We start from the raw sequence: 24,456 nt of genomic DNA on the forward strand, positions 1-24,456 counted from the left end.
GCCATGGCCACACGCACGGTCCGCTTCGGCCACTACCTCGCCTACGGCAGCAATGACTTCCTCGGCGCCGGGGCGATGTCGGTCATCAGTGGCTGGATCCTGTTCTTCTACACGACCTTCTGCGGTCTCACCGCCGTGCAAGCCGCCGCGATCTTCGCGATCGCGCGGCTGTTCGATGCCGTGGCCAGTCCACTGATCGGCTACATCTCCGATCATTTCCATCGCACCGCTCTCGGCCGACGCTTCGGCCGTCGGCGGTTCTTTGTCTTGCTGGCCGTGCCGCTGCTGCCGAGCTTCGCGCTGATGTGGATCGACGGCATGAGCTTCTGGTACTACCTCGTCACGTACGTGTTCTTCGAGGTCGTGTACGCGATGGAGCTGATTCCATACGAAACACTGGCCGCGGAGATGTCGCCTGACTACAAGGTCAAGGCGAAATTCGCCGGCGCTCGCATTCTGTGCGGGCAGGTTGCCGCGATCCTGGCCGGCGTCCTGCCCGGCCGCATCATCGAGGCGTTCGGCAAGAGCTCGGCTGAGACATTCTTCTATCTCGGCATGATCTTCTCGGTGATCTTCATGCTGGTTGCGCTGGTCGTGTTCACGTTCACTTGGGAGCGGCCCCGCGAGGAAATCGAGAGCATTGCGGTCGATCATGGCGACCAGTCGCCGTTGCGGCGGCTGACGCAGCTTTACTCCGATCTGATCGCCACGCTCAGGATTCGAGCGTTTCGACTGCACCTCGGCATGTACCTGGGCGGCTACATCAGCCAGGACATCTTCAATGCCGTGTTCACCTACTTCATCGTGTTCGCGATTGGCGGGAGTGTCGTCGTTGCATCGAACATGATGGGCACGATGGCCTTTGCGCAATTGCTCTCCGTCGCGGTCTTCATTCCAATGTGCCTGCGGCTGCATCCGGCGCCGTCGTATCGGATCGCTGTCAGTTTGTACGCCGCCGCTGTGCTGGGGTTCGTCGCGCTCTATCAAATGCACCCCGTGCCGACATGGTGGGTCTACGCTCCGGTGCTGGTCGCTGGCCTGGGCCGCGGCGGACTCAACTACATTCCGTGGAACACCTATAACTACATGGCCGATGTCGATGAGATCGTCACCGGCCGCCGCCGCGAAGGTGCGTTCGCAGGTGTCATGACCTTCATTCGCAAGACTTCGCAGGCCGCTGCGGTCATGGGCGTCGGCTTCGTGCTGCAGGCCGGCGGGTTCATTTCGGGGAATACGAGCCAATCGCCTGAGGCTGTGCAAACCATCGTGCTGATGCTCGCATTGGGCACGCTGACGCTGCTCGCGTTCGGCTGGATCGTGTCGCTACGCTTCAAGCTCGATCGCGATACGCACGCGGTGCTGATGCGGGAGATCGTCCGGTTCAAGCAGCAGCCCGATCCCGTGCCCGACGCGGAGAGCCGACGGATCGTCGAAGACCTCACCGGCTGGCGGTACGAGGAACTCTGGGGCCGTCCGCGCAAAGGCGATGCGCAGCAGCCTGATGCGGCAGCTACGCTTTAGAAAACCGTTGACTCTCCTGCTACGTCAGGGTGCAAGCTAGCCGCCTCGGCACTTTCGAGGCGGCCATGTTCCGGATCGGCGATTTCTCGCGGCTGGCGCGTGTCACGATAAAGACCCTGCATCACTATGACGATGCCGGGCTGTTGCAGCCGAGCCATGTGGACCGGCAGAGCGGCTATCGCTACTACGATGCTTCCCAGCTGCAGACACTGCACCGCATCCTGCTGCTGAGGGATCTCGGCTTTTCCCTAGAGCAGATCCATGAGCTGCTGCACGCAGACGCCGAATCATTGGCGGCGACACTAGCCACACGCCAGCACGAACTTGCCGAAAGCATTGCTGCCGATCAGGCGCGCTTGCGTCGCCTGGAAGCGTTGCGGATGGCGCTCGATCAACGCAGTCCGGCGAATCAACCGCCCGTGTTGTTGAGAGACGCACCGGCGATCGAAGTCTACTCTGTGCGCGAGCGCGTGCCTCATTTTGGCGTCCCGATGCAGCGACTATTCGAAGCAGCCGAGTCCGCTGTGGCAGCTGAGCACGCGCGCAGTCCCGCCAGTCCGTTCACGATATTTCACGATGCGGACTACCGTGAACAGGATGTGGACGTCGAGATCTGTATCCCGGTAAAGCACAGCGTTGCGAAGCTCGGCACGCATGTCCTGCCTCGATGTGAAGCCAGCGCATCGGTGACCTATCACGGTCCTTATGAGCAAACGCCGCTGGCCTATTCTCAACTGCTGGTATGGATGAACCTCAGTGGCATGCGCCTGGCTGGACCACTGCGCGAGATTTATCACCGCTATGGCGCGGACCAGATCGGCTATTCGTTGCCGGCTGCGGTGCTGGCGAAAAGCAGCACGGATTTTGTCACCGAACTGCAGGCGCCGGTGGTGTCCATCTAACAGTCCACTGGAGACGGCAATGACGCACCTGTCCAACGTGATTATGGCGCTCGCGACCGCATCGAGCCTTCTCATCCACGCAATGGCAGGCGCCGCCGAGAACCGGGAAACGCATCCCAACATAACGACCACGTATGGAACGCTTGCGCTCCGCGATGGCGTGAAGCTTCAAACAATCGTGACGAAGCCCGCGTCCGTGACGGGTCGCCTGCCCGCGATTCTGTTCGTGCAATGGCTATCGTGCGACACCGTTGCGATCTCGGACAACCCACGCGACGGCTGGTCCGCCATGCTCAGAGAAGTCGTGCGGCGCTCGAATGCGCTGGTGTGGAGAACGCAAAAGCGCGGCGTCGGTGCAAGCGAAGGAAATTGCGCCACGATGGACTACGACACGGAGCTTGCGGATCACCGCCAGGCTTTGGAACATCTGCGGCTTCGGGATGACGTCGATCCCAAACGCATAGTGATCTTCGGTGGCAGCATCGGCGGAACGTACGCGCCGCTCATCGCTGCCGATCAACCCGTCGCGGGCGTCATGATCTGGGGTGCCGGCGCGACGACCTGGGCCGAGCGCATGCTGAAGTTCGAGCGCAATGCGCTGGAGCTAAAAGGCACAGCGCCGGATCAGCTCGCGCGTGAGATGACGCTGCGTTTGCAGTTCTTCGAGCGATACTTGATTCAGGCCCAGACGCCCGCTCAGATCGCCGCCGCCGACGCGACGGTCGGCGCTGTCTGGCCTCGCATCGTCGGCACAACCGCAGATAGCCACTACGGTCGCCCCTTCGCCTTCCATCAACAGGCTCAGAGAGCGGACTGGGCCGCCGCGTGGACAAAGGTAAATGCCCCCGTGCTCGCTCTCTACGGCGAATACGATTGGTTCGAATCTCGCGACGCCACCTCTCTCATCGCGCGCATCGCCAACGCAAAGTCGCCTGGACGCGGCACCTTCGTAGAGATCCCGCGTATGAACCATCACTTCGCGCAGTATCCGAATGCGACCGCCGCGTTCGCGGAAAAGGAAGGCCAGGTAAATGCCGAGCCGGCGGTCAGCGTGATGCTGGAGTGGCTGAAGAGGATCCTGGGCTCGCCGACCTGAGGAGCCGTCATTCGCACCGTGCATTGAAAGAAAGTTGTGCTAAGTGCACGGATCGCCTTGACAGTTGCCGGCTCAAACATAGAATAGCGGCCTCTTCCGGGAGCCACGGCTTCCGGGCGCGACGCGGGAATAGCTCAGTTGGTAGAGCGTAACCTTGCCAAGGTTAAGGTCGCGAGTTCGAGCCTCGTTTCCCGCTCCAATTTCTTTAGTGCCGCCAATAAGTTAGAACGTCGATAAGGTCGAGGGCGGCATCGGCGGGAGCTGGGGTTTCACCACTCCTACCCACTCCTACGGCTCGGTAGCAAAGTGGTTATGCAGCGGCCTGCAAAGCCGTCTACGCCGGTTCGATTCCGGCCCGAGCCTCCAGTCAATCCAAAGCAAAGCGATGTATGCCGAGCGAAAGCCCGGCCGAAGCCGCTATTTCGAGCTCGACCGCATCAGGTCCGGCCACGCCGCCCGTAGGTAAACCACCATCGACCAGAGCGTCAGCGCGGCGGCGGCCACCAGGCAGTAAAAGCCCAGCTCGAATGCGGGGATGAACCACACATCCTCGCGAAACAGCATCATCGATAAGCCGGTCATCTGGAAGATGGTCTTGACCTTGCCCATCGACGATACCGCGACCTTGCCCCGCGCGCCCACCTCCGCCATCCATTCTCGGAGCGCGGAAATGGTGATTTCGCGGCCGACGATCACCGCTGCGGTCAGGGTGATCAGGGTGTGCGGATCGAACTTGATGAACTCCAGCATCGGCGGGTCGTAGCTGACCAGCAGGATCAGCGCGACCGCGACCATCAGCTTGTCTGCCACCGGATCGAGGAACGCGCCGAGCGCGGACATCTGGCCGAGCTTGCGCGCCAGGTAGCCGTCGAGCGAATCAGTGACGGCCGCAAGGATGAAGATCCAACCTGTGGCCGCCTTGGCCCAATGTTGGTCCATATAGAAGAGGACGACCACCAGCGGAATCATGATGATCCGCGCTACGGTCAGGATGTTCGCGATGGGAAAAGTCACTGGGGCGAATTGTAAGGACTTTTCAGCCGTTCGCGTGCAAAGTGTCATAGATCGTTTGCGCCAGTTTACGACTGATGCCGTGGACTTTGGCCAAATCGTCGATTCCCGCACGGCTCACCCCCTGCAGACCGCCGAATTGCCGCAGCAGTTCCCGTCGTTTGCGCGGCCCCAACCCCGGCACGGTCTCGAGCACGGATTGGGTGCGCGCCTTCGCCCGCCGCGCCCGGTGGCCAGTGATGGCGAATCGATGCGCTTCATCCCGGACGCGCTGGATCAAGTGTAGCGCTGGCGAATCCGGAGGCAGCAGGGTCGGCAGCTCGTGCCCTGGCAGGAACAACCGCTCCTGTCCCGGCCTGCGGTCCGCACCCTTCGCGACGCCCGCGATCAACACATTATCGATCTCCAACTGCGTCAACACTTCCGTAGCCTGGGCAAGCTGCCCCGGGCCGCCGTCGATCAGTAGCACATCGGGCGTCGGCGCTTCGCCCTTCTTGATGCGGGCATAGCGTCGCGACAACGCCTGGCGCATGGCGCCATAGTCGTCGCCGCCAGCGATGCCTTCGATGTTGAAGCGCCGATAGTCGCTCTTGATCGGACCTTCCGGGCCGAACACGACGCACGACGCGACGGTGCGCTCACCCATCGTGTGACTGATGTCGAAGCACTCTATACGCGCCGGTGGATTCGGCAGATTGAACACTTCCTGCATCGCTTGCAGCTGTTCGACACTCGTCGCCTCGGTGGCCCGGCGCATCTTCACGCCCAACTCGGCATTGGTGCGCGCCATTTCGAGCCAGCGCGCGCGAACGCCACGGACGTTCGGGCGGATGCGCACCGACCGCTCCATCCGCTCGCTCAACGCCTGCTCGAGCGTGTCCGCGTCTTCGATCTGTTCGTTGATCAGAATCTCGCCCGGCGCCTCGCGCCCCAGGTAGTACTGCGCCAGGAAGCCCGAGAGCAACTCCCCCGCTTCAGCAATGCCTGGCTTCGGGAAAAAGTTGCTGCTGCCGAGATTGCGCCCGCCGCGCACGAACACGATGGAGACGCAGTGATCGCTGCCATGAGACACGAGCGCGACGGCGTCGATGTCCTCGGTGGCATTGCGTGTGACCGATTGAGTGGAGTGAATGGCCTTGATGCCATTGATTTGATCGCGCAATCGCGCCGCCTTCTCGAACTCCAGCTCCTGCGAGGCCTGCTCCATGCGCTGGGCCAGGTCGTCGATCAGCTCGGCGCCCTTGCCTTCCAGCACCTTGATTGCATCGTTCACGTCCTGGCCATACTCCTCCGGCGAGATCAGCCGCACGCACGGCCCCGAGCAGCGCTTGATCTGGTGCTGCAAGCAGGGCCGCGAGCGATTGGCGAAGAAGGAATCGCTGCAGGGGCGCAGCAGGAACAACTTCTGCAAGAGCAGGATGGTCTCGCGCGTCGCTCGAGCGTTGGGATACGGGCCGAAGAAGCGGCCCGGCAGCTTGCGACTGCCTCGATAGAAGCTGATGCGCGGGTATTCGTCCTCGGTCGTGACGTACAGATACGGGAAGCTCTTGTCGTCGCGCAGAGTGACGTTGAAGCGCGGCCGATGGCGCTTGATCAAGTTGTACTCGAGCAGCAGCGCCTCGGTTTCCGACGCCGTCACCGTCACTTCGACATTGGCGACTTGCGAGACCATCGCCATGGTCTTCGCGGCCTGCGCCTTGCCCACGAAGTAGGTCGTGAGCCGATTCTTGAGATTGCGCGCCTTGCCGACGTACAGCACCTCGCCATCGGCGCCTATCATGCGATAGACGCCGGGGCGCTGGCTCACATTGGCCAGGAACAGCTTGGAGTCGAAGGTGGCGCTCGTTGGACCGGTCATGGCGCCATTTTAGTGGATGTACCCGGTCAACGCTGGTCAGGCATTGCCGGGCACGGATTCAATGAGCGCCTTGGCCCGCTCAAACACCGCCTCGAACATCTCTTCAGTCAGCCTGCGCGTATTCGTGTTGTACCGGCTGCAATGATACGAGTCGATCAACCACTGCCCGCCCGGCAGCTTGAACTCCGCGCCGTGACCGAACTTATAGTTGCTCGCCTTCAGGCCGAGCGTGCGAAGGACGGCGTTGTGACCGATCGAGCCCAATGCGAGCAAAACGACGCCCTTTGGCGCTGTCGCGAGTTCCGCTTGGAGATAGTGATTGCAGGTCGTGATCTCGATCGGCAGCGGCTTGTTGTCCGGCGGGACGCACTTCACTGCGTTGCTGATGCGAGCGTCGATCAGTTTCAAGCCGTCGTTGCGATGAACCGACTCCGGCTTGTTCGCAAAGCCGAACTTGTGCAGCGTCTGATACAGCAGCACACCCGCATAGTCACCCGTGAACGGCCGTCCCGTCGCATTGGCGCCGTGAAACCCGGGCGCGAGACCGATGATGATCAAGTGGGCCTTGCGATCGCCGAACGGCGCGACCGGCGCGCAATAGTAGTCGGGATATTGCTTGCGCCCCTCCTCCAGGAAAGCCGCCAACCGTGGGCAGTCGGTACAGGTGCGGTCGAAAACTTCCCCGTCCGAGGGCCACAAGCCGTTCGCAGGGTTGTCATCGGTCAAAGCGAGCTGCTTGAGCGGAGCGCTCTTGTGGGTGCGGGGAATCGAGATGGGCTCGGCGCGTTTTGCCGAGGTTTTCGCGGCAGACTTGCGGGCGGATGGCTTGCTCATCCGCCCATTGTAACGACCTAGCCCCGGACCAGGCACCGGCCACCTTCGGGTACATGGATGTACCCCGCCGCCTCAGGCGGCGGCGAGCAGCAGAAAGTCACGCCTTTTTGCTAGCTCGCACGAGGGTCGTGGCAGGATGCCGATCCCTCGTTCAATCAGGTCTGCAGGCTTCCCTCCACTTCCTGCTCTCTCTGTGGCATAGAGCGGGAGGGAAGCCGCAGTGGATCAAATCATCAAGACGCTTTGTGGAACTGCTCTTCTTCGGTCGAGCCCTTCATCGCCGTCACCGACGACTGGCCGGCCGTCACGGTCTGGGTCACGTCGTCGAAGTAGCCAGCGCCCACTTCGCGCTGGTGCTTGGTGGCGGTGTAGCCATCCTTCTCCGACGCGAACTCCTGCTCCTGCAGCTGCACGTACGCCGCCATCTGCGTCGCCTTGTAGCCCTTGGCGAGTTGGAACATCGAGTAGTTCAGCGCATGGAAGCCGGCCAGCGTGATGAACTGGAACTTGTAGCCCATCGCACCCAGCTCGCGCTGGAACTTCGCGATCGTGGCGTCGTCGAGCTTCTTCTTCCAGTTGAACGACGGCGAGCAGTTATACGCCAGCAGCTTGCCGGGGAATTGCTTGTGGATGCCCTCGGCGAACAGCTTCGCTTCGTGCAGATCGGGCTTGCCGGTCTCGCACCAGATCATGTCGCAGTAAGGCGCATACGCGAGGCCGCGGGCGATCGCCTGCTCGAGGCCGGCGTTCACGTAGAAGAAACCTTCGCTGGTGCGATCCTTCGACTTGATGAAAGGACGATCGCGCTCATCCACATCCGCCGTCAGCAGGTTCGCCGATTCGGCATCGGTACGAGCGACAAGCACGGTTGGCACGCCGGCCGTATCGGCCGCAAGACGCGCAGAGGCGAGCTTGCTGATCGCTTCAGCCGTCGGCACCAGCACCTTGCCGCCCATGTGGCCGCACTTCTTCGCCGACGACAGCTGATCTTCGAAGTGCACGCCGGCGGCGCCCGCTTCGATCATGGCTTTCATCAGCTCGAACGCATTCAGCACGCCACCGAAACCCGCTTCGGCGTCGGCGACGATGGGCTTCAGCCAGTCGACCGATTTATCGCCTTCCGCGGTGGTGATCTGATCGGCTCGCACCAGCGTGTTGTTGATGCGCTTGACGACCTGCGGCACCGAGTTCGCCGGATACAGCGACTGGTCTGGATACATTTCACCCGCGAGGTTCGCGTCACCGGCAACCTGCCAGCCGGACAGATAAATGGCGTCCAGGCCCGCCTTCACCTGCTGCATGGCCTGATTGCCCGTCAGCGCGCCGAGCGCATTGACGAACGGCTTTTCGTTGACGTACTTCCACAGCTTCTCGGCGCCCAAGCGAGCCAGCGAGTGCTCGATGTGCACGGAGCCACGCAGACGCACCACATCCTCGGCCTTGTAGGGGCGCTCGACGCCCTTCCAGCGCGGGTTGGTTTCCCAGTCTTTGCGAAGTTGTTCAGCGGAAGGGAGTGTCATAAAAACCTCGAAGTGAATAGTGACTAATAACTGGTCGGAACGGCTCAGTGAATGACCCGGTAAGCCGGCAAAGTGATGAACGTTTCGAATTCCGGCGCCGTGGTGATCTCATCGAGCAACGCCGCGGCGCGCTCGAAGTTGCCAGCGGCGAAAGCTTTTTCTCCGACTGCGGCGCGCAACTTGCCCAGCTCTTCCCGCGTGATCGCACGAAACAACTCGGCCGTAACCTTGCGACCATCCTCGAGCACGCCGGCCGGATGTTTGATCCATTGCCAGATCTGTGCGCGAGAAATTTCCGCAGTCGCTGCGTCTTCCATCAAGTTGTTGATGGGTACGCAACCCAACCCCCCGAGCCATGCAGCGAGATATTGAATCGACACGCTCACGTTGCCGCGTAACCCGGCTTCGGTGATCGTGCCCTGCGGAATCTGTAACAGATCTTTCGCGGTGACGGCGACGTCCGGGATCTTGGTGAGCTGATTCGGCCCCGGCATCAACCGATCGAACACTTCCATCGCCACCGGCACCAGGCCGGGATGCGCGACCCACGTGCCATCGTGCCCATCGCCCGCCTCGCGCTCTTTGTCCGCGCGCACCTTGGCAATCGCTTCGTCGTTGGCTTTCGGATCGTTCTTGATCGGGATCTGCGCCGCCATGCCGCCCATCGCGAACGCGCCCCGGCGATGGCAAGTGCGGATTGCGAGCTTCGAATACGAGCGCAGGAAGTGCGTGGTCATCGTCACCTGCTGCCGGTCGGGCAACACGAAGTCCGGCCGATGCGCGAACTTCTTGATGAAGCTGAAAATGTAGTCCCAGCGACCGCAGTTGAGCGCGACGATGAAATCTTTGAGCTCGAACAGGATCTCGTCCATCTCGAACGCCGCGAGAATAGTCTCGATCAACACGGTGACTTTGATGGTCTGCGACGCGAGGCCGAGCTTGTCTTCGGCATAGCGGAACACATCCGCCCACAGACGTGCTTCGAGATGACTTTCGAGTTTCGGCAAATAGAAATACGGACCGGTGCCGCGCGCCTGCAGCGCGGCGTGGTTATGGAACAGATACAGACCGAAGTCGACGAACGCACCCGGCGCGCGACGACCGTCCACATATATATGTTTCTCGAACAGGTGCCAGCCGCGGGGCCGGACGATCAGCGTCGCGATCTGCGGATTGAGCCGGTACTGCTTGCCGTCGGGATTGGTAAAGGAGATCGAGCGGTTCACCGCATCGCGCAGATTGATCTGGCCCTGCACGACGTTGTCCCAGGTCGGCGTCATCGAGTCTTCGCAGTCGGCCATGAAGACTTTCGCGCCCGAGTTGAGCGCATTGATGATCATCTTGCGATCGGTCGGACCCGTGATCTCCACGCGACGGTCCTGCAGATCGGCGGGAATCGAAGTCACGCGCCAATTGCCTTCGCGAACACTGCGGGTCTCGGGCAGGAAGTCCGGCAAGGCGCCGCCGTCCAATTGGCGTTGGCGGGCCGCGCGCGCATCAAGAAGAGTGGTCACGCGATCGCCAAAGCGACGCGTCAGGTCGGCGACGAACTCCAGGGCGGCGGGGGTCAAAATCGAGTCATAGCCGGGCTGCAGTGCCCCGCGGATCTCGGTGCCCACAGTCGAGCTCACCGCCGGATTGGTCGCCATTGACTCTCCCCATTTGCGAAAGTGGGAGCACCTTAGCGATTTCCTCCCTGTGGGTAAAATATATGGTGAGTTAGAAACCGATATCTGATACATATCTCAGGATGGAACTGAGACATTTGCGCTACTTCATTGCTGTAGCTGAAGAAAAGCACATGACCCGGGCGGCCGAGAGGCTGGGCATTCAGCAGCCCCCGCTCTCCATGCAGATCCGGGCGCTGGAACGGGAGCTGGACGTCCAGCTATTCCGCCGCCAGCCGCGCGGGGTCGAATTGACCGATGCCGGCCTGGCCTTCCTCGATCGGGCCCGCGGCATCCTGGACGAGGTGGACCGGGCAGTCGCGACCACTCGGCGCACGGCCCGCGGCGAGGAAGGCCGAGTGGTCGTAGGCTTCACCAGTTCGGCCCCCTTTCATCCGTTCGTGCCCCGGGTGTTACGAGCGTTTCGTGAAGCCGCCCCGCTGGTTTCTCTGGTGCTCGAGGAAAGCGGCAGCAGCGAGCTGGTGCAGGGCCTGCACAACGAAGACATCGATGCGGCGTTCATCCGTTCGCCGGTCGCGGATGTCGTCGGGCTCACCGTGCGACCGTTGTTGGAAGAGAAAATGCTCGTGGCTCTGCCGACCGGTCATATCTTCGCTCGTCGCAGCAGTTTCAGTCGTAGCGTGCTGCTGCCGCTGGCCGAGCTCGCTAAAGAAACATTCGTGCTGTACAAGCGGCCCGGCGGCCCGGGCCTGTATGACACCATCATCGCCACGTGCAAGAGCGCCGGCTTCAGTCCACGCGTCGGGCAGGAAGCGCCGCGCATCATTTCGACGTTGAATCTCGTGGCCGCCGGCATCGGCGTGTCGATCGTGCCCGCCTCGTTGCAGCGACTGCAGATGGACGGCATCGTCTATCGCAAGCTCGAAGACATGCCGCAGCTCACCGCGCCGCTGATTCTCGCTTGTCGTCATGGCGAAAATGCCGCCGCCGTGCAACGCTTCATCGATCTGGTGCGCACCAGCGCCGAAAGCATTTGATTCTGCCGATGGATTCGCCCGCCCTGCTGTTGCTCAACAAGCCATTCCGCGTGCTCACTCAGTTCACCAGTGAGGACGGCAAGGCCACGTTGCGCGATTTCGTACACGCACCCGGGATGCGACCGGCCGGGCGACTCGACTACGACAGCGAAGGTTTGGTCCTGCTGACCGACTCCGGGCCGTTACAAACAAAGCTCGCCGATCCGCGCTGGAAACAAGAGAAGACCTACTTCGCGCAGGTCGAAGGCGACATCGACGAGGACGCCCTCGCCCAGCTGCGCCGAGGCGTGAAGCTGAATGATGGAATGACGTTGCCGGCAGGCGCCGAACGCATGGATGAGCCCGAATGGCTCTGGTCGCGCGAGCCACCGATCCGGTTTCGCAAAGCCATTCCAACGAACTGGTTGAAACTCACGATTCGCGAAGGTCGCAATCGTCAGGTACGACGCATGACGGCGGCCGTGAACCTGCCGACGCTGCGATTGATCCGCTGGTCCGTGGGCCCGTGGACGCTGGCAGGACTCGCGCCCGGCGAATCTCGGGCCGTCGAGCCGGCCGAGATCCAGAGCTTCCTCAAGTCCCTGTATCGACCAGCCTCTTCTCGCGCATCACGACGATGAACACGCCGATCAGCGTCACGGCGCCACCGAGCAACATACGCGCCGTCAGTTGATCGTTTAGCAGGGTCACACCGAAGAAAATGCCGAACAGCGGCGAGAGCAGCGTAACTGGCGACAGACTCGTCACCGGATATTTACTGACGAGGTAGTACCACGCCGTATGAGCGAGCAGGCTCGACATCAAGGTCGTGAACGCCAGCGCCGTCCACGCCCTCCAGTCCGCTGCCTGAATGGCCTCCCACTGACCTTGCTCGAACAGCAGGCTCAGCAGCATCAGCGTCGAACCGCCGGCCACCGCGATCCAGGACTGCAATTCCAGCGCTTTGATGTTGTGTAGGCGCTTTACAAAGATCAACCCGAGCGCGCCGAAAAACGTCGATGCGACGACCAGCGCCAGGCCTTCCCAATATGCAAACACGCGCGGATCGAAGCTGATGATCACCATACCGCCGAACGCGAGCGAGATACCCAGCGTACGACGCCACCGAATGGTCTCGCCGAGCAGCCAGATCGACAGCAACGTCGAAATCGGCACGCTCATTTGACTGGCGATCGCAACCGTCGCCGCATCTTCCGCGTAATACACGCCGAGGAACAACAGCGAAAACGCAGCCGGCCCGGTCAGCATGGCAGCCAGGAACAAATTACCCATCTGGCCGCGATGAATCCTCAACAACGGCAACAGAAACAGCGCCAGCGAGCCGAAGCGCATCGCTGTGAACAGAATGGGTGGAAATTGCGCGACGCCAATCTTGGACGCGATCAGATTCAAACCCCACACGAGGTTCATCAGAACCAGCAGGACCAGATGCCGGGGCGCGATCGACGTGTCAACGACGCCGCTGGTAGAGCTTGCAACCATCAATCAACGCACATATCGCTGTTTGAGGAATGCATATAACGCACGAACCGTCTGCGGTTCCGCGCCGACCGGTCGGCCCGGGCGTTCTTTGCCATTCCATGCATACAGATCGAGGTGCAGCCAGGTGCGCGCATTGCTCACGAAGCGACGCAGGAACAGGCCCGCGATGATGGAGCCCGAGAAGCCCGAAGTGGATACGTTGTTCATGTCGGCGATTTTGCTCGACAGCTCATCGTCGTAACCCGCCCACAAGGGCAGTCGCCACAAGGGATCGGACTCGGCGGCGCCGGCGCGTAACAGTTCTTCGGCCGCCGAGTCATCGTTGCTGTACAACGCCGGCAACTCCGGGCCCAGAGCCACTCGCGCCGCGCCGGTCAACGTCGCCGTGTCGATCAGCACGTCCGGTTGCTCTTCATCGGCCAGCGTCAACGCGTCACAAAGGATCAAACGTCCTTCCGCGTCCGTGTTGCCGACTTCCACCGTCAAACCTTTGCGCGTGCCGAGCACGTCCCCGGGACGGAAGGCGTTGCCCGCGATCGAGTTCTCGACCATCGGCAGGATCACACGCAATCGCACCGGCAGCTTCGCATCCATGATGGTCTGCGCCAGCGCCAGCGCGACCGCGGCGCCGCCCATGTCTTTTTTCATCAGCAACATCGAAGCGCCAGGCTTGATGTCCAGGCCGCCGGTGTCGAAACAGACGCCCTTGCCCACCAAAGTCACTTTCGGCTTCGAGGCATCGCCCCATTCGATATCGACCAGCCTCGGCGCGACCGCGGCGGCCCGGCCGACCGCGTGCACGGCGGGCAACCGTTCTTTCAACAGGTCATCGCCGATGATGACTCGATGGCGCGCTCCATGGCGTCGAGCGACTTCCACCGCCGCCTGCGCCAGCGCTTCGGGCGACATGTCGTTGGCAGGCGTATTGATCAGGTCGCGCGCGAGCGAGCTCGCGGACTTCAATCTTTCCACCTCCGAGGCATCTGCGCCCTCGGGCAGTCGTAACTGCACCGAGCGTTGCGGACCACCGCGCTTGTAACGTTCGAAACGATATTGTCCGTACGCCCAGCCGGCGGCGAACCGAGTCGCGGCGCGAGCCGGCAATGAGGTCGCAAGATGGTACTGGCCATCGGGCAGCCGGTCGGCGAGACCCGCACCGATCCAGTAGCTCTGCTCTTCACGGGGATTTTGCTTGCCGACGCCGACGATCACCGCCACCGGCCGGCCCTGCGGGCCCGGCAGCAACAGCGTTTTGTTTCGTTCGGCCTTGAAGCTGTGAGTCGCGGCCCAGTTGCGCACCGGCTCTTCTTGAGCCGTCCGCCACTGCTCGAACTCATCTTCGTGGAGCAGGTGCAAAGGAATGGAAATGGTGGTCACGACGGTGCCGATCGATAGCGGTGGGCTGCTTGTTCACATGCTGGTCACAGCGTGACGCAGCGCTCACAAGAGTAGCGCAGCTTGACAAGTTACGCAGCCGTATGGTGCCATTTACAGGCTTTAACGCATCAATTCAGACGCACGCACCGTTTTTACCGTCGTTACAAGTTAGGCCATGCCCGCTGTCACACACGCCTCCGCCGAGATTGTCGGCCTCGCAACGATCGCCGCGATCGTTGTAGTAGAGCGTGTAGTCGTCTCCGGCCTGCTGCGGCGGGTCGAGTGCGGGACCGGCGTCTGATCACCACAGGATAGAGATTCGCCACACGAACCCCGCACCGGCCAGCCCGAGGCGGGGTTCGCTCGTTTTTGAGATACAGATTTCTTTCAACACACACACGCTTTTTAGCTTGTTTTATTCGGAGAGCGACAATGCCGCAGATCTACTCGCAGAAGGACGTTAACAAAAAGGCCTTGGCCAAGGCCCGTATCGCCATCCTCGGCTATGGCAGCCAGGGTCGTGCGCATGCGCTCAACCTGAAGGACAGCGGCTATGACGTGATCGTCGGCGTGCGCAAGTCCGGTGACAGCTTCGCCAAGGCGAAGAAGGACGGCCTGGAAGTCGCCGAGCCGACCGAGGCCGTGAAGAACGCCGACCTGATCGCCTTCCTCACCCCGGATCTCACCCAGAAAGATCTGTACAAGGACGTGATCGGCAACATCAAACAGGGCGCCACCATCCTGTTCGCCCACGGTTTCAACATCCACTTCAAGCAGATCAAGCCGCGCAAGGATCTGAACGTGGTGCTGATCGCGCCGAAGGGTCCGGGCGGCCTGGTGCGCCGTCAGTATCAGCAGGGTCGCGGCGTGCCGTCGCTGCTCGCTGTGTATCAGGACGTGAACAAGCAGGCGAAAGCCATTGCCCTCGCCTACGCCGATGGCATCGGCGGCACTCGCGGCGGCGTGCTGACCACGACCTTCGCCGAAGAAACCGAGACCGATCTGTTCGGCGAACAGGCTGTGCTGTGCGGCGGCGCGACCGAGCTGGTGGTGAAGGGGTTCGAGACGCTGGTGGAAGCCGGCTATCAGCCTGAAGTCGCCTACTACGAGTGCTTGCACGAGCTGAAGCTGATCGTCGACCTGCTGCACGAAGGCGGCCTGACCAAGATGCACCAGTTCATTTCCGAGACCGCCAAGTACGGCGACCTCACCCGCGGCCCACGCATCGTGAACCGCAGCACGAAGAAGGAAATGAAGAAGGTGCTCAAGGAGATTCAGGACGGCAAGTTCGCCCGTCAGTGGATCGCCGAGAACAAGAGCGGCCGCAAGAAGTACAACAAGCTCATGAAGGCGGACTACACGCACAAGATCGAGAAGGTCGGCGCCAAGCTGCGTGAGCGCATGCCTTGGCTGCAGGAAGAGAAAGCTTAATTTTTAAAACCTCAGTATCTGGAAACGGCGCCTTCGGGCGCCGTTTTCGGCTACGGACCTCGCTAAAGGAGAACCTGACGATGCCCATCAGTGCAGCGAAACACATCTGGTACAACGGCAAGCTCGTGCCCTGGGAAAAAGCCACGGTACACGTACTGGCCCACGCGCTGCACTACGGCTCGACGGTATTCGAAGGCGAGCGCGCTTATCCGACGCCGAACGGGCCGGTGATTTTTCGTTTGAAGGATCACACCCGCCGGCTGTTCGACTCGGCGAAAATTTATTCCATCGAGATCCCCTATACGCCCGAGCAGATCAGCGCGGCGTGCAAGGAGATCATCAACGTCAACGGCCTCACCAACGGCGCTTACCTGCGGCCGTTCGCGTTTCGCAGCTACGGCGAAATCGGCGTCGCGCCCAAGATCGCGCCACCGATCGACACCGTGGTCGCGGCCTTCGAATGGGGCTCGTATCTCGGCTCTGAAGGTTTGGAGAATGGCGTCGATGTGATGGTGTCGTCGTGGCAGCGCCTTGCGCCGAACACGATTCCGGCGCTGGGCAAGGCCGCCGGCAACTACCTGTCGAGCCAGCTGATCAGCATGGAAGCGAAGCGGCTTGGCTTTGCCGAAGGCATTGGCCTCGGCGTCGATGGCACGGTGAGCGAAGGTGCAGGCGAAAATCTGTTCGTGATCCGCGACGGCGTGATCTACACGCCGGGTCTCGCGAACTCGATTCTCCAAGGCATCACGCGCGACAGCATCATCACGCTGGCGCGCTCCCATGGTTTCGAAGTCCGCGAGCAACCGTTGCCTCGTGAGTTCCTCTACCTCGCGGATGAGATCTTCATGACCGGCACGGCAGCCGAGATCACACCGGTGCGCTCGGTGGACAAGATCAACGTCGGCGCCGGCAAGCGCGGCCCGATCACCGAGGCCATCCAGACAGCGTTTTTTGGTTTGTTCACGGGCAAGACCGCGGACAAGTGGGGCTGGCTGGAGCGATGCGAGGACGGTTCGAAGCAGGCGGTAGGCGCCTAAGCGTTTGATTCGTACGGGCGCCGCTGCAATGGCGGCGCTCCATCTCTGCTGGCGATGGCCCGTTCGGGAATGGTCAGCCCTGCCGATCCTGGCCCCTGGCATGCTTGGCGCTTCACCCTGTATCGGTCTAGCTCCATGTCCGCCAAGACCCTGTTCGAAAAAGTCTGGGAACAGCACCAGGTCGTGCCCGAGTCCGCCGACACCCCGGCGGTGCTGTACATCGACCTGCACCTCGTTCACGAAGTCACTTCGCCTCAGGCGTTCTCGGTGCTGCGTGCCCAGAATCTGAAAGTCCGTCGGCCCGATCGCGTGCTGGCGACCATGGACCACTCCACGCCCACCGATCCCGATGAGGTGTTCGGTCGCGTGCCGATCAAGGTCGAATCGGCCGCGCGTCAGGTGAAAGAGCTCGAGAAGAACTGCCGTGAGTTTGGCATCGAGCTGCACGGCCTCGATCGAGACACCCGCGGCATCGTGCACGTGATCGGCCCGGAGCTCGGCGCGACTCAGCCCGGCAAGACCATCGTGTGCGGCGACAGCCACACAGCGACGCACGGTGCGTTTGGCGCCCTCGCCTTCGGCATCGGCACCACCGAAGTGGGCCACGTGCTCGCGACGCAATGTTTGTTACAGCGCCGCCCGAAGACGCTCGCCATCGAAGTCACTGGCAAGCTGCGTCCCGGCGTGACGGCGAAAGATCTCATCCTCGCCATCATCGGCGAGATCGGCGTATCCGGCGGCACCGGCTACGTCATCGAATATCGCGGCTCGGCCATCGAAGCGCTGTCGATGGAAGAGCGCATGACCGTTTGCAACATGTCCATCGAAGCCGGTGCGCGCGCCGGCATGATCGCGCCGGACGAAACGACGTTCGCGTATCTCAAAGGCCGTCGCTTCGCGCCCCAGGGCAAAGCCTGGGACGAAGCCGTCGCGCGCTGGCGTGAATTGAAAACCGATCCGGGCGCGCAGTTCGATCGCGTCGTCAGCATCGACGCCAGCAAGCTCGAGCCCATGATCAGCTACGGCACGCACCCGGGCATGGTCGTGCCCATCAGCGGCAAAGTGCCCGAAGTCGCGAACGATCCCGTGCACGCGAAAGCGCTGAACTACATGGGCTTGAATGGCGGCGAGCCGATGGTCGGCAAACCCATCCAGGTCGTGTTCATCGGCAGTTGCACGAACGGACGCTTGTCCGATCTGGAGCTCGCAGCGGGCGTGCTGAAGGGCCGCAAGGTTGCGAGCGGCGTTCGCATGCTCGTGGTGCCAGGCTCGCAGCAGGTGAAGCGCGAAGCCGAGCGTCTCGGCCTCGACAAGATCTTCACCGAAGCTGGCGCGCAATGGCGTGAGTCAGGTTGCTCGATGTGCATCGGCATGAACGGCGACACCGCCGCTCGCGGTGAATACGCCGTGAGCACGAGCAATCGCAACTTCGAAGGTCGTCAAGGCGCGGGCGCACGCACGTTGCTCGCGAGTCCCGCGACAGCGGCTGCCGCAGCGATCGCCGGCAAGATCGCCGATCCTCGCGCCTACCTCCCTAACTGAGCGCCCGACCATGCAACCCATTCGCACGATCGAGTCTCGCACCGTCGTCATTCCGGTGACGAACATCGACACCGACCAGATCATTCCCGCACGTTTCCTCACCACGACGACGCGTGAAGGCCTGGGCAAACAGGCCTTCGCCGATTGGCGTTACGACGCAAACGGCGCCGTGAAGAGCGACTTCATCCTGAACAAGCCGGAGGTCGCCGGCTGTGGGGTCCTGGTCGCAGGCCGCAACTTCGGCTGCGGCTCATCGCGCGAGCACGCGCCCTGGGCCTTGCTGGACTTCGGTTTCCGCGCCGTCATCAGCACCGAGATCGCCGACATCTTCCGCAGCAACTCGCTGAAGAACGGCCTGCTGCCCATCGTCGTCGATGACCAGACGCATCAGTGGCTGATGAACCATCCAGGTGCGAACGTAAAGATCGACCTGGAAACGACCACACTCGCGTTGCCGACCGGCGCCACCGCAAAATTCCCCATCGAAGGCTTCGCGCGCGTGTGCCTGATGAACGGCGTCGACGAGCTCGGCTTCCTGCTGCAACAAGCGCCGGCGATCGAGCGTTACGAAGCCGCACGCACCTACTGATCAGCGCAAGATAGTTTCTATGACCAAAGCAAGCATCGTGGTTTTGGGCGGCGACGGCATCGGCCCTGAAGTCACTCAACAGGGCGTACGCGTGCTGGAGGCGATTGCCAGCCGCTACGGACACGATTTCAAGTTCGAGCACCACTTGATCGGCGGCGCCGCGATCGATGCAACACAAAGCGCTCTGCCCTCGCAAACGACATCCGCGTGCGGCACTGCTGACGCCGTACTGCTGGGCGCGGTGGGCGGTCCGAAGTGGTCCGACCCGAATGCGAAGATCCGTCCCGAGCAAGGCTTGCTCGCGCTACGCAAGGCGCTGGGCTTGTTTGCAAACTTGCGCCCGGTCTCGCTGCACGCCGAGTTGCTCGACGCCTCGCCGCTCAAGCCTGAAGTACTCAAGGGCACCGACATCATGGTCGTGCGTGAGCTGACCGGCGGCATCTACTTCGGTGAGAAGACCCGCACAGAGAATTCGGCAAGCGACCTGTGCACCTACTCGGTCGAAGAGATCACTCGCGTCACCCGCGTTGCCGGCAATCTCGCGCGTGGCCGACGCAAATTCATCACGTCGGTCGACAAAGCGAACGTGTTGGAAACATCGCGGCTGTGGCGTAGCACGGTCGAGAAAGTGCTCAATGAGGAATTCCCGGACGTGAAGTACGAGCATCAGTTGGTCGACTCCGCGGCGATGCTGTTGATCCGCAAGCCCGCTCACTTCGACGTCGTGCTCACCGAAAATATGTTTGGCGACATCCTCACCGACGAAGCGTCGATGCTCGCCGGCTCGCTCGGCCTGTTGCCATCCGCTTCGCTCGGCGCCGGCAAGCTGGGTTTGTATGAACCCATCCATGGTTCGGCGCCCGACATCGCGGGCAAGGGCATCGCGAATCCGTACGGCACCATCCTCAGCGTTGCGATGCTCCTGCGCCATTCGCTCGACCTGCCGAGGGAGGCCGCGGCGGTCGAAACGGCAGTCGCAGAGGTCATTTCGGAGGGCGTCCGGACGGCCGATATTGCCGCCGGCTCGCAGCCGGCGAGCACCGTTCAGGCGGGTGACGCGGTGCTGGCCAAACTCCTGAAGTAGAACGCTAAGTCGTTGATTTCCTTCGAACGAAAAAGTTTTCAGCCGGTCGCAGAATAATCTTGACCACAATCCGGGCGAACCGGTTATGATCTGTCCCAAGCGACGGATTCGATCTCTTCCGCCGCTTCCGCCTTCGGGCAAATCTCCATGTCTCGGCCACTACGGTCGAGGTGTCTTTGGTGGAAACGGGACTCGTGTCGGGTTAGTCCCCAAGGTCGGTATCGGCTCAAACCGATGCCGCCACGACGTAAGTCTTAAGTTGCCACATCCCAGGCCGGCCTAGCGCCGGCCTGTTTTTATCTACAGCTTTCATGGTCTGCCGCCCGAGACCCACTCCTTATAAAAGGGTGGCAGGTCGGCACTCACCCGGGTCCTAAACTCGGGCGTCCGCTTTTCCAGGAACGACCGCACTCCTTCCTTGCCGTCGGCGATACTCGTGTAAAACATACTCAGTGAGTCGATCCGGTGCGCCTCGACCGGATGGGCCTGGGCAGCATTCCGGTAAAGCATCTGCCGAGCCAGCGCCAGCGCTACCGGCGACCGATTGTCGACAATCTTGTGGGCCAACTTGCGCGCCTCGTGCAGGAGCTGTTCCGCTGGATGGATCGACCTGACGAGTCGGCCGCGCAGGGCCTCCTGGGCATCGAAGATGTCCGCGGTATAAACCCATTCCAGCGCCTGCTGAATTCCGACGATCCGGGGCAGGAACCAAGAGGAACAGGCTTCCGGAACGATGCCGATCTTTCCGAACACGAACCCGATCCGCGCCCTGTCGGACGCCAGCCGGATATCCATGGCCAGGGTCATGGTCGCGCCAATACCGACCGCAGCACCGTTGATCGCGCAGATCACCGGCTTGGTGCACTCGTAAATCGCCAGGGTGACCCGGCCGCCTGTGTCGCGAACGGACTGCACGATGGCCGGATCGTCGAAGCGCTCGTGCATGTCCTCGAGCGTCGGCCGCAGCGACTCGTTCAGTCCAAACACATTGCCTACCGCCGACAAGTCCATGCCAGCGCAGAACGCCTTGCCCGCGCCGGTGACAATAATGGCGCGGACAGCATCGTCATTACTCGCGCGCTGGAACGCATCGATCAATTCATCCGCCATCTCCGGCGTGAAAGCATTCATCTGCTCTGGACGGTGCAATGTGAGCGTGAGGATACCTTCGCTCACCTCGTAACGGATCGTTTGGTAGTTCACGTCAACCTCAGACAGCCACGAGCGCCGCGGCGGAACGCAGATGCTCGCGACAGTCGGCGACGATGCGTTCGACGAGATCGGCACAGCTCGGAACGTCGTCGATCAGCCCGATGACCATGCCGGCGCTGATAACGCCGCCGTCGATGTTTCCTTCCTTGAGCGCCTGCTTGCCGCGCACGCCCGCCACCAGCGGCCGTACCTCTTCGAACTTCGCGCCCTTCTTCTCCATCGAAACCACTTCGTTCGAGATCGCGTTCTTGAACACGCGTGCCGTGTTGTGCATCGTGCGGAAGATCAGGTTCGTGTCGCGCTCGCCGGCCTTGGCCAGAGCTTGTTTGATGTTGTCGTGAATCGGTGCTTCCTTCGTCACCATGAAGCGCGTCCCCATGTTGATGCCATGAGCGCCGAGCGCGAACGCCGCAGCCATGCCGCGCCCATCGCCAATTCCGCCAGATGCAATCACTGGAATCTTCAGTGCACGCACGGCGGCAGGAATCAGGATCAAATTGGGAATGTCGTCTTCACCGGGGTGGCCGGCGCATTCGAAACCGTCGATACTGACCGCATCGACGCCGGCCCGCTCTGCGGACAACGCGTGACGCACCGACGTGCACTTGTGCACGACCTTGATGCCGCGCTCTTTGAGCTTGCCGATGAAATCTTTGGGATTGTTGCCAGCGGTCTCGACGATCTTGACGCCGCTGTCCATGATGACCTGCAGATATTCCGCGTACGGCGGCGGCGTGATCGCCGGCAGAATCGTGAGATTCACACCGAACGGCTGATCCGTCATCGTCCGGCAGCGCTCGATTTCCTTACGCAGATCGTCCGGCGTCGGCTGGGTGAGCGCGGTGAGGATGCCAAGCGCGCCGGCGTTCGAAACGGCCGAGGCCAGTTCCGCAGTGCCGACCCACTGCATGCCGCCTTGAATGATGGGATAGCGCGTACCGAGCAGCTCGGTGACTCTGGTTCTCATGCGAAACTTGGCCCTGTCTGGCGAGAGGGCCAAGAGTACCGAGGTTGTGCGGCGGATGTTTGTCTATTTGACCGCGGCCGCGCGATCCAATCCGGCCCGCAGATCCTGCACCAAATCTTCCACCGCTTCGATGCCCACTGAGAGTCGCAGCAGAGTCTCGCCGATGCCCGCTGCGCGCTGAGCGTCAGCATCCATGGCCGCGTGAGTCATCGACGAAGGGTGCGCGACCAGACTTTCCACGCCACCCAACGACTCCGCCAGCGAGAACGTTTGCAATCCTTCGAGGAAGGCACACACATTCGCAGTCCCGCCACGCAGTTCAAAGCTCACCATCGCACCGAAGCCGGTCTGCTGACGCTTGGCCAGCTCGTGCTGAGGGTGCGACGGCAAGCCCGGGTAATACACCTTCTTCACGGCCGGATGATCGTTCAGGACATTCGCAATCTTGAGTGCGTTGTCACCGTGCACTTTCAAACGAGCGTGCAGCGTGCGAATGCCTCGCAACGTCATGAAGCTGTCGAACGGCGCGCCGGTGACGCCGATACAGTTCGCCCACCACACCATGCGCTCGTGCAACTCAGGCGTCGAGGAAACAACTGCGCCACCGACCACATCGCTGTGGCCGTTCAGATACTTCGTCGTCGAGTGCAGCACGAAGTCCGCGCCCAGCGAGAGCGGCTGCTGCCACACCGGCGAGAGGAATGTGTTGTCAACGAGCAGCCATGCACCGATCGCGCGTGCTCTATCGGCGAGCTTGCGAATGTCGACGATACGCAGCAGCGGATTGCTCGGCGTTTCCACCCAAACGAGCTTCGGCTTGCGGGCCAGCGCCGCAGCCACTGCCGCTTCGTCCGTCTGATCGACAAACTCCACCCGCAGCTGTCCGCGACGCGCGAGGTTGCTGAACAGTCGATGCGTGCCGCCATAACAATCATGCGGAGCGATCAACAGGTCGTCGTGCGACAGCAGCTGACAGGCAAGATGTACGGCCGCCATACCTGAAGCAGTCACCACCGCACCGGCGCCACCCTCGAGAGATGCGATGGCTTCGCCCAATGCATCGCGCGTCGGATTGCCCGAGCGCGAATAGTCGTACGTGCGCTTCTCGCCAAAGCACTTGAACGAGAACGTCGATGTGAGATGCAGCGGCGGCACCACGGCGCCGTGCTGAGGATCGGAGTCGAGAGCGGCGCGGACTGCGCGAGTCGCGGCCGAGGGAGCCCAGGTCATTTCACATCTCCGTTAGTCGACAGCGCGCGGGTGAACACCTCACGCAGTGCCTGCGTCTCTTTCAGGAAGGCATCGTGGCCATACAGCGACGAGAGTTCGGCGAGCTGCACGGGGCCGCTCACCGACTGCCTGAGCATTCGCATGTCAGACAGCGGTACCAACTGATCCTCGACCACGGCGACCAACCAGGTGGCCATGCGAATCTTCACCGGATCGACCTGGTGCAGGTCGATGGACTCGGACAGGCACACGAACGCTTCGGGAATATAGGCGGCGGCATAAGCATCGCCCCGCGACAGCAAATAAGACTCGACCGGAAATTGGAAACGTCCATCGACACGCGTCGCCGGCCCGGCAAAGCGCTGCTCGAATTCATTGGGACTGCGATACGTCGCCATCGCAAGCGCACGCGCCAGTCGCAGACCTTCAGCGCCCTGCCCGTTTTGAGCAGCGTAACGAACGATTGAACGCTGCACGCTACGCCACGCGGTTGCCATGGGATGAGGCCGATGCGCGGCGCTGATGACGATGATGCGCTTCACCAGCTCGGGCCAGCGCTCCGCGAACGCGAGCGCCACCATGCCGCCATAGGAAGCGCCGACGATCGCTTCCAATCGCTCGAGCTTCAGATGCTCGGCGACTCGGCGCAGGATCTCGGCCTGGTCTTGCGAGGCGATCGACGGGAAATCGTTTTGACCGGCACGCGGACCGGTGCTCGCGCCGCTGCCGCCGAGGAAGTCGATGCCAAGGATGCGGTAGTTGCTGCTATCGAGCGCTCGACCGGGGCCGATGATGTCGCTCCACCAGCCCTTTTCGTGGGCGGTGTCGATGACGGATCGACCGGCGGAGATCCCGCCGAGGGCGGCAATGACAGGTGCTACGGGATCGCCGACCAATCGCCAGGCGACCCGGACGTCACGCAGCTCGCCGCCAAAGTGCAGCGGCAACGGCTCTTGAAGCTCTAGCACGCCCTCGTGGACAGCCACGGCGGCGGGCTCGGGCACAGCATTCATGAATCGAACACTCCGTATCGGCTCCAGCACCGTGGCTGAAGGCCCGGGCTGAACAGGTTTCGCTCATCGCAGAAACCCCACGGAG

At 62.0% G+C, this 24,456-nt stretch carries 22 protein-coding genes and 2 tRNA genes; 13 read left to right on the top strand and 11 right to left on the bottom strand.

From position 1 onward, the window contains the following. The first annotated feature begins 3 nt into the window (after nt 1–3). The 5 genes from EK373_RS29505 to EK373_RS29525 all read left to right on the top strand — a co-directional run bounded on the left by EK373_RS29505 (nt 4) and on the right by EK373_RS29525 (nt 3,885). Nucleotides 4–1,521, top strand: coding sequence for an MFS transporter (locus EK373_RS29505; RefSeq protein WP_129648661.1), 1,518 nt, complete (start codon nt 4–6; stop codon nt 1,519–1,521). 65 nt (nt 1,522–1,586) lie between these two features. After that, nucleotides 1,587–2,423 carry a MerR family transcriptional regulator gene (locus EK373_RS29510; protein ID WP_129648663.1) on the top strand — a complete coding sequence of 279 codons (837 nt, stop codon included), beginning with the start codon at nt 1,587–1,589 and terminating at the stop codon, nt 2,421–2,423. Between the two features lie 19 nt (nt 2,424–2,442). Beyond that, the gene (locus EK373_RS29515; protein ID WP_157994598.1) at nt 2,443–3,519 is read left to right on the top strand and encodes an alpha/beta hydrolase; all 1,077 of its coding nucleotides are present in this window, start codon (nt 2,443–2,445) and stop codon (nt 3,517–3,519) included. Between the two features lie 123 nt (nt 3,520–3,642). Continuing rightward, a tRNA-Gly gene (locus EK373_RS29520) sits at nt 3,643–3,718 on the top strand. Between the two features lie 93 nt (nt 3,719–3,811). After that, nucleotides 3,812–3,885: transfer RNA gene (locus EK373_RS29525), tRNA-Cys, on the top strand. A 51-nt stretch (nt 3,886–3,936) separates the two neighbouring features. Here the strand turns inward: EK373_RS29525 and pgsA are convergent. From pgsA to aceB, 5 genes are all read right to left on the bottom strand, one after another. Next, nucleotides 3,937–4,533, bottom strand: a complete 597-nt coding sequence (gene pgsA / locus EK373_RS29530; RefSeq protein ID WP_269813759.1) for a CDP-diacylglycerol--glycerol-3-phosphate 3-phosphatidyltransferase — start codon at nt 4,531–4,533, stop codon at nt 3,937–3,939. A 22-nt stretch (nt 4,534–4,555) separates the two neighbouring features. Further along, the gene (gene uvrC, locus EK373_RS29535) at nt 4,556–6,388 is read right to left on the bottom strand and encodes an excinuclease ABC subunit UvrC (protein ID WP_129648670.1); all 1,833 of its coding nucleotides are present in this window, start codon (nt 6,386–6,388) and stop codon (nt 4,556–4,558) included. Nucleotides 6,389–6,424: 36 nt separating this feature from the next. Continuing rightward, nucleotides 6,425–7,222 carry a uracil-DNA glycosylase gene (locus EK373_RS29540; protein ID WP_129648672.1) on the bottom strand — a complete coding sequence of 266 codons (798 nt, stop codon included), beginning with the start codon at nt 7,220–7,222 and terminating at the stop codon, nt 6,425–6,427. A gap of 233 nt (nt 7,223–7,455) precedes the next feature. Continuing rightward, nucleotides 7,456–8,742: an isocitrate lyase gene (gene aceA / locus EK373_RS29545; protein WP_129648674.1), complete on the bottom strand. Its 1,287-nt coding sequence runs from the start codon at nt 8,740–8,742 to the stop codon at nt 7,456–7,458. A gap of 44 nt (nt 8,743–8,786) precedes the next feature. Beyond that, nucleotides 8,787–10,391, bottom strand: a complete 1,605-nt coding sequence (gene aceB, locus EK373_RS29550; protein WP_129648676.1) for a malate synthase A — start codon at nt 10,389–10,391, stop codon at nt 8,787–8,789. A gap of 101 nt (nt 10,392–10,492) precedes the next feature. Here aceB and EK373_RS29555 point away from each other — a divergent pair, with 101 nt between their 5' ends. Then, nucleotides 10,493–11,407: a LysR family transcriptional regulator gene (locus EK373_RS29555; protein WP_129648678.1), complete on the top strand. Its 915-nt coding sequence runs from the start codon at nt 10,493–10,495 to the stop codon at nt 11,405–11,407. 8 nt (nt 11,408–11,415) lie between these two features. After that, nucleotides 11,416–12,027 (top strand): pseudouridine synthase, encoded by a 612-nt coding sequence (locus EK373_RS29560; protein WP_129648680.1) that lies wholly within the window; start codon nt 11,416–11,418, stop codon nt 12,025–12,027. Here EK373_RS29560 and EK373_RS29565 read toward each other — a convergent pair. Both EK373_RS29565 and EK373_RS29570 read right to left on the bottom strand, forming a co-directional pair. Further along, nucleotides 11,981–12,889 carry a DMT family transporter gene (locus EK373_RS29565; RefSeq protein ID WP_129648682.1) on the bottom strand — a complete coding sequence of 303 codons (909 nt, stop codon included), beginning with the start codon at nt 12,887–12,889 and terminating at the stop codon, nt 11,981–11,983. The two genes, EK373_RS29560 and EK373_RS29565, sit on opposite strands and share 47 nt — an antisense overlap. A 3-nt stretch (nt 12,890–12,892) precedes the next feature. Continuing rightward, nucleotides 12,893–14,266 carry a leucyl aminopeptidase family protein gene (locus EK373_RS29570; RefSeq protein WP_198683747.1) on the bottom strand — a complete coding sequence of 458 codons (1,374 nt, stop codon included), beginning with the start codon at nt 14,264–14,266 and terminating at the stop codon, nt 12,893–12,895. Between the two features lie 175 nt (nt 14,267–14,441). On the opposite strand from EK373_RS29570, the gene EK373_RS34090 reads away from it, so the two are divergent. The 6 genes from EK373_RS34090 (at nt 14,442) to leuB (ending at nt 19,949) form a co-directional block, all read left to right on the top strand. Next, the gene (locus EK373_RS34090) at nt 14,442–14,567 is read left to right on the top strand and encodes a hypothetical protein (protein WP_269813760.1); all 126 of its coding nucleotides are present in this window, start codon (nt 14,442–14,444) and stop codon (nt 14,565–14,567) included. A 131-nt stretch (nt 14,568–14,698) separates the two neighbouring features. Continuing rightward, a complete protein-coding gene (gene ilvC / locus EK373_RS29575) occupies nt 14,699–15,697 on the top strand; it encodes a ketol-acid reductoisomerase (RefSeq protein ID WP_129648684.1) in 999 nt (332 codons plus the stop codon). A gap of 74 nt (nt 15,698–15,771) precedes the next feature. After that, entirely contained in the window at nt 15,772–16,734 is a 963-nt protein-coding gene (locus EK373_RS29580; protein ID WP_407676226.1) for a branched-chain amino acid transaminase, read from the top strand. 135 nt (nt 16,735–16,869) lie between these two features. Next, complete coding sequence (gene leuC, locus EK373_RS29585) at nt 16,870–18,276, top strand: 3-isopropylmalate dehydratase large subunit (RefSeq protein ID WP_129648689.1); 1,407 nt, start codon at nt 16,870–16,872, stop codon at nt 18,274–18,276. Nucleotides 18,277–18,286: 10 nt separating this feature from the next. After that, complete coding sequence (gene leuD, locus EK373_RS29590; protein ID WP_129648691.1) at nt 18,287–18,865, top strand: 3-isopropylmalate dehydratase small subunit; 579 nt, start codon at nt 18,287–18,289, stop codon at nt 18,863–18,865. A gap of 19 nt (nt 18,866–18,884) precedes the next feature. Continuing rightward, nucleotides 18,885–19,949, top strand: coding sequence for a 3-isopropylmalate dehydrogenase (gene leuB / locus EK373_RS29595; RefSeq protein WP_129648693.1), 1,065 nt, complete (start codon nt 18,885–18,887; stop codon nt 19,947–19,949). 309 nt (nt 19,950–20,258) lie between these two features. Here leuB and EK373_RS29600 read toward each other — a convergent pair whose 3' ends face one another. The 4 genes from EK373_RS29600 to metX all read right to left on the bottom strand — a co-directional run bounded on the left by EK373_RS29600 (nt 20,259) and on the right by metX (nt 24,371). After that, nucleotides 20,259–21,152 carry a crotonase/enoyl-CoA hydratase family protein gene (locus EK373_RS29600; RefSeq protein WP_129648695.1) on the bottom strand — a complete coding sequence of 298 codons (894 nt, stop codon included), beginning with the start codon at nt 21,150–21,152 and terminating at the stop codon, nt 20,259–20,261. Between the two features lie 7 nt (nt 21,153–21,159). Continuing rightward, a complete protein-coding gene (locus EK373_RS29605; protein ID WP_129648697.1) occupies nt 21,160–22,128 on the bottom strand; it encodes an NAD(P)H-dependent flavin oxidoreductase in 969 nt (322 codons plus the stop codon). 63 nt (nt 22,129–22,191) lie between these two features. Beyond that, nucleotides 22,192–23,358: a cystathionine gamma-synthase gene (gene metB, locus EK373_RS29610; RefSeq protein WP_129648699.1), complete on the bottom strand. Its 1,167-nt coding sequence runs from the start codon at nt 23,356–23,358 to the stop codon at nt 22,192–22,194. Further along, nucleotides 23,355–24,371: a homoserine O-succinyltransferase MetX gene (gene metX / locus EK373_RS29615; RefSeq protein ID WP_129648701.1), complete on the bottom strand. Its 1,017-nt coding sequence runs from the start codon at nt 24,369–24,371 to the stop codon at nt 23,355–23,357. The genes metB and metX overlap by 4 nt, the downstream gene beginning before the upstream one ends. Between the last annotated feature and the right edge of the window lie 85 nt (nt 24,372–24,456).

The sequence above is a fragment of the Peristeroidobacter agariperforans genome, assembly GCF_004138335.1.
In the GTDB taxonomy this organism is placed as follows: domain Bacteria; phylum Pseudomonadota; class Gammaproteobacteria; order Steroidobacterales; family Steroidobacteraceae; genus Steroidobacter; species Steroidobacter agariperforans.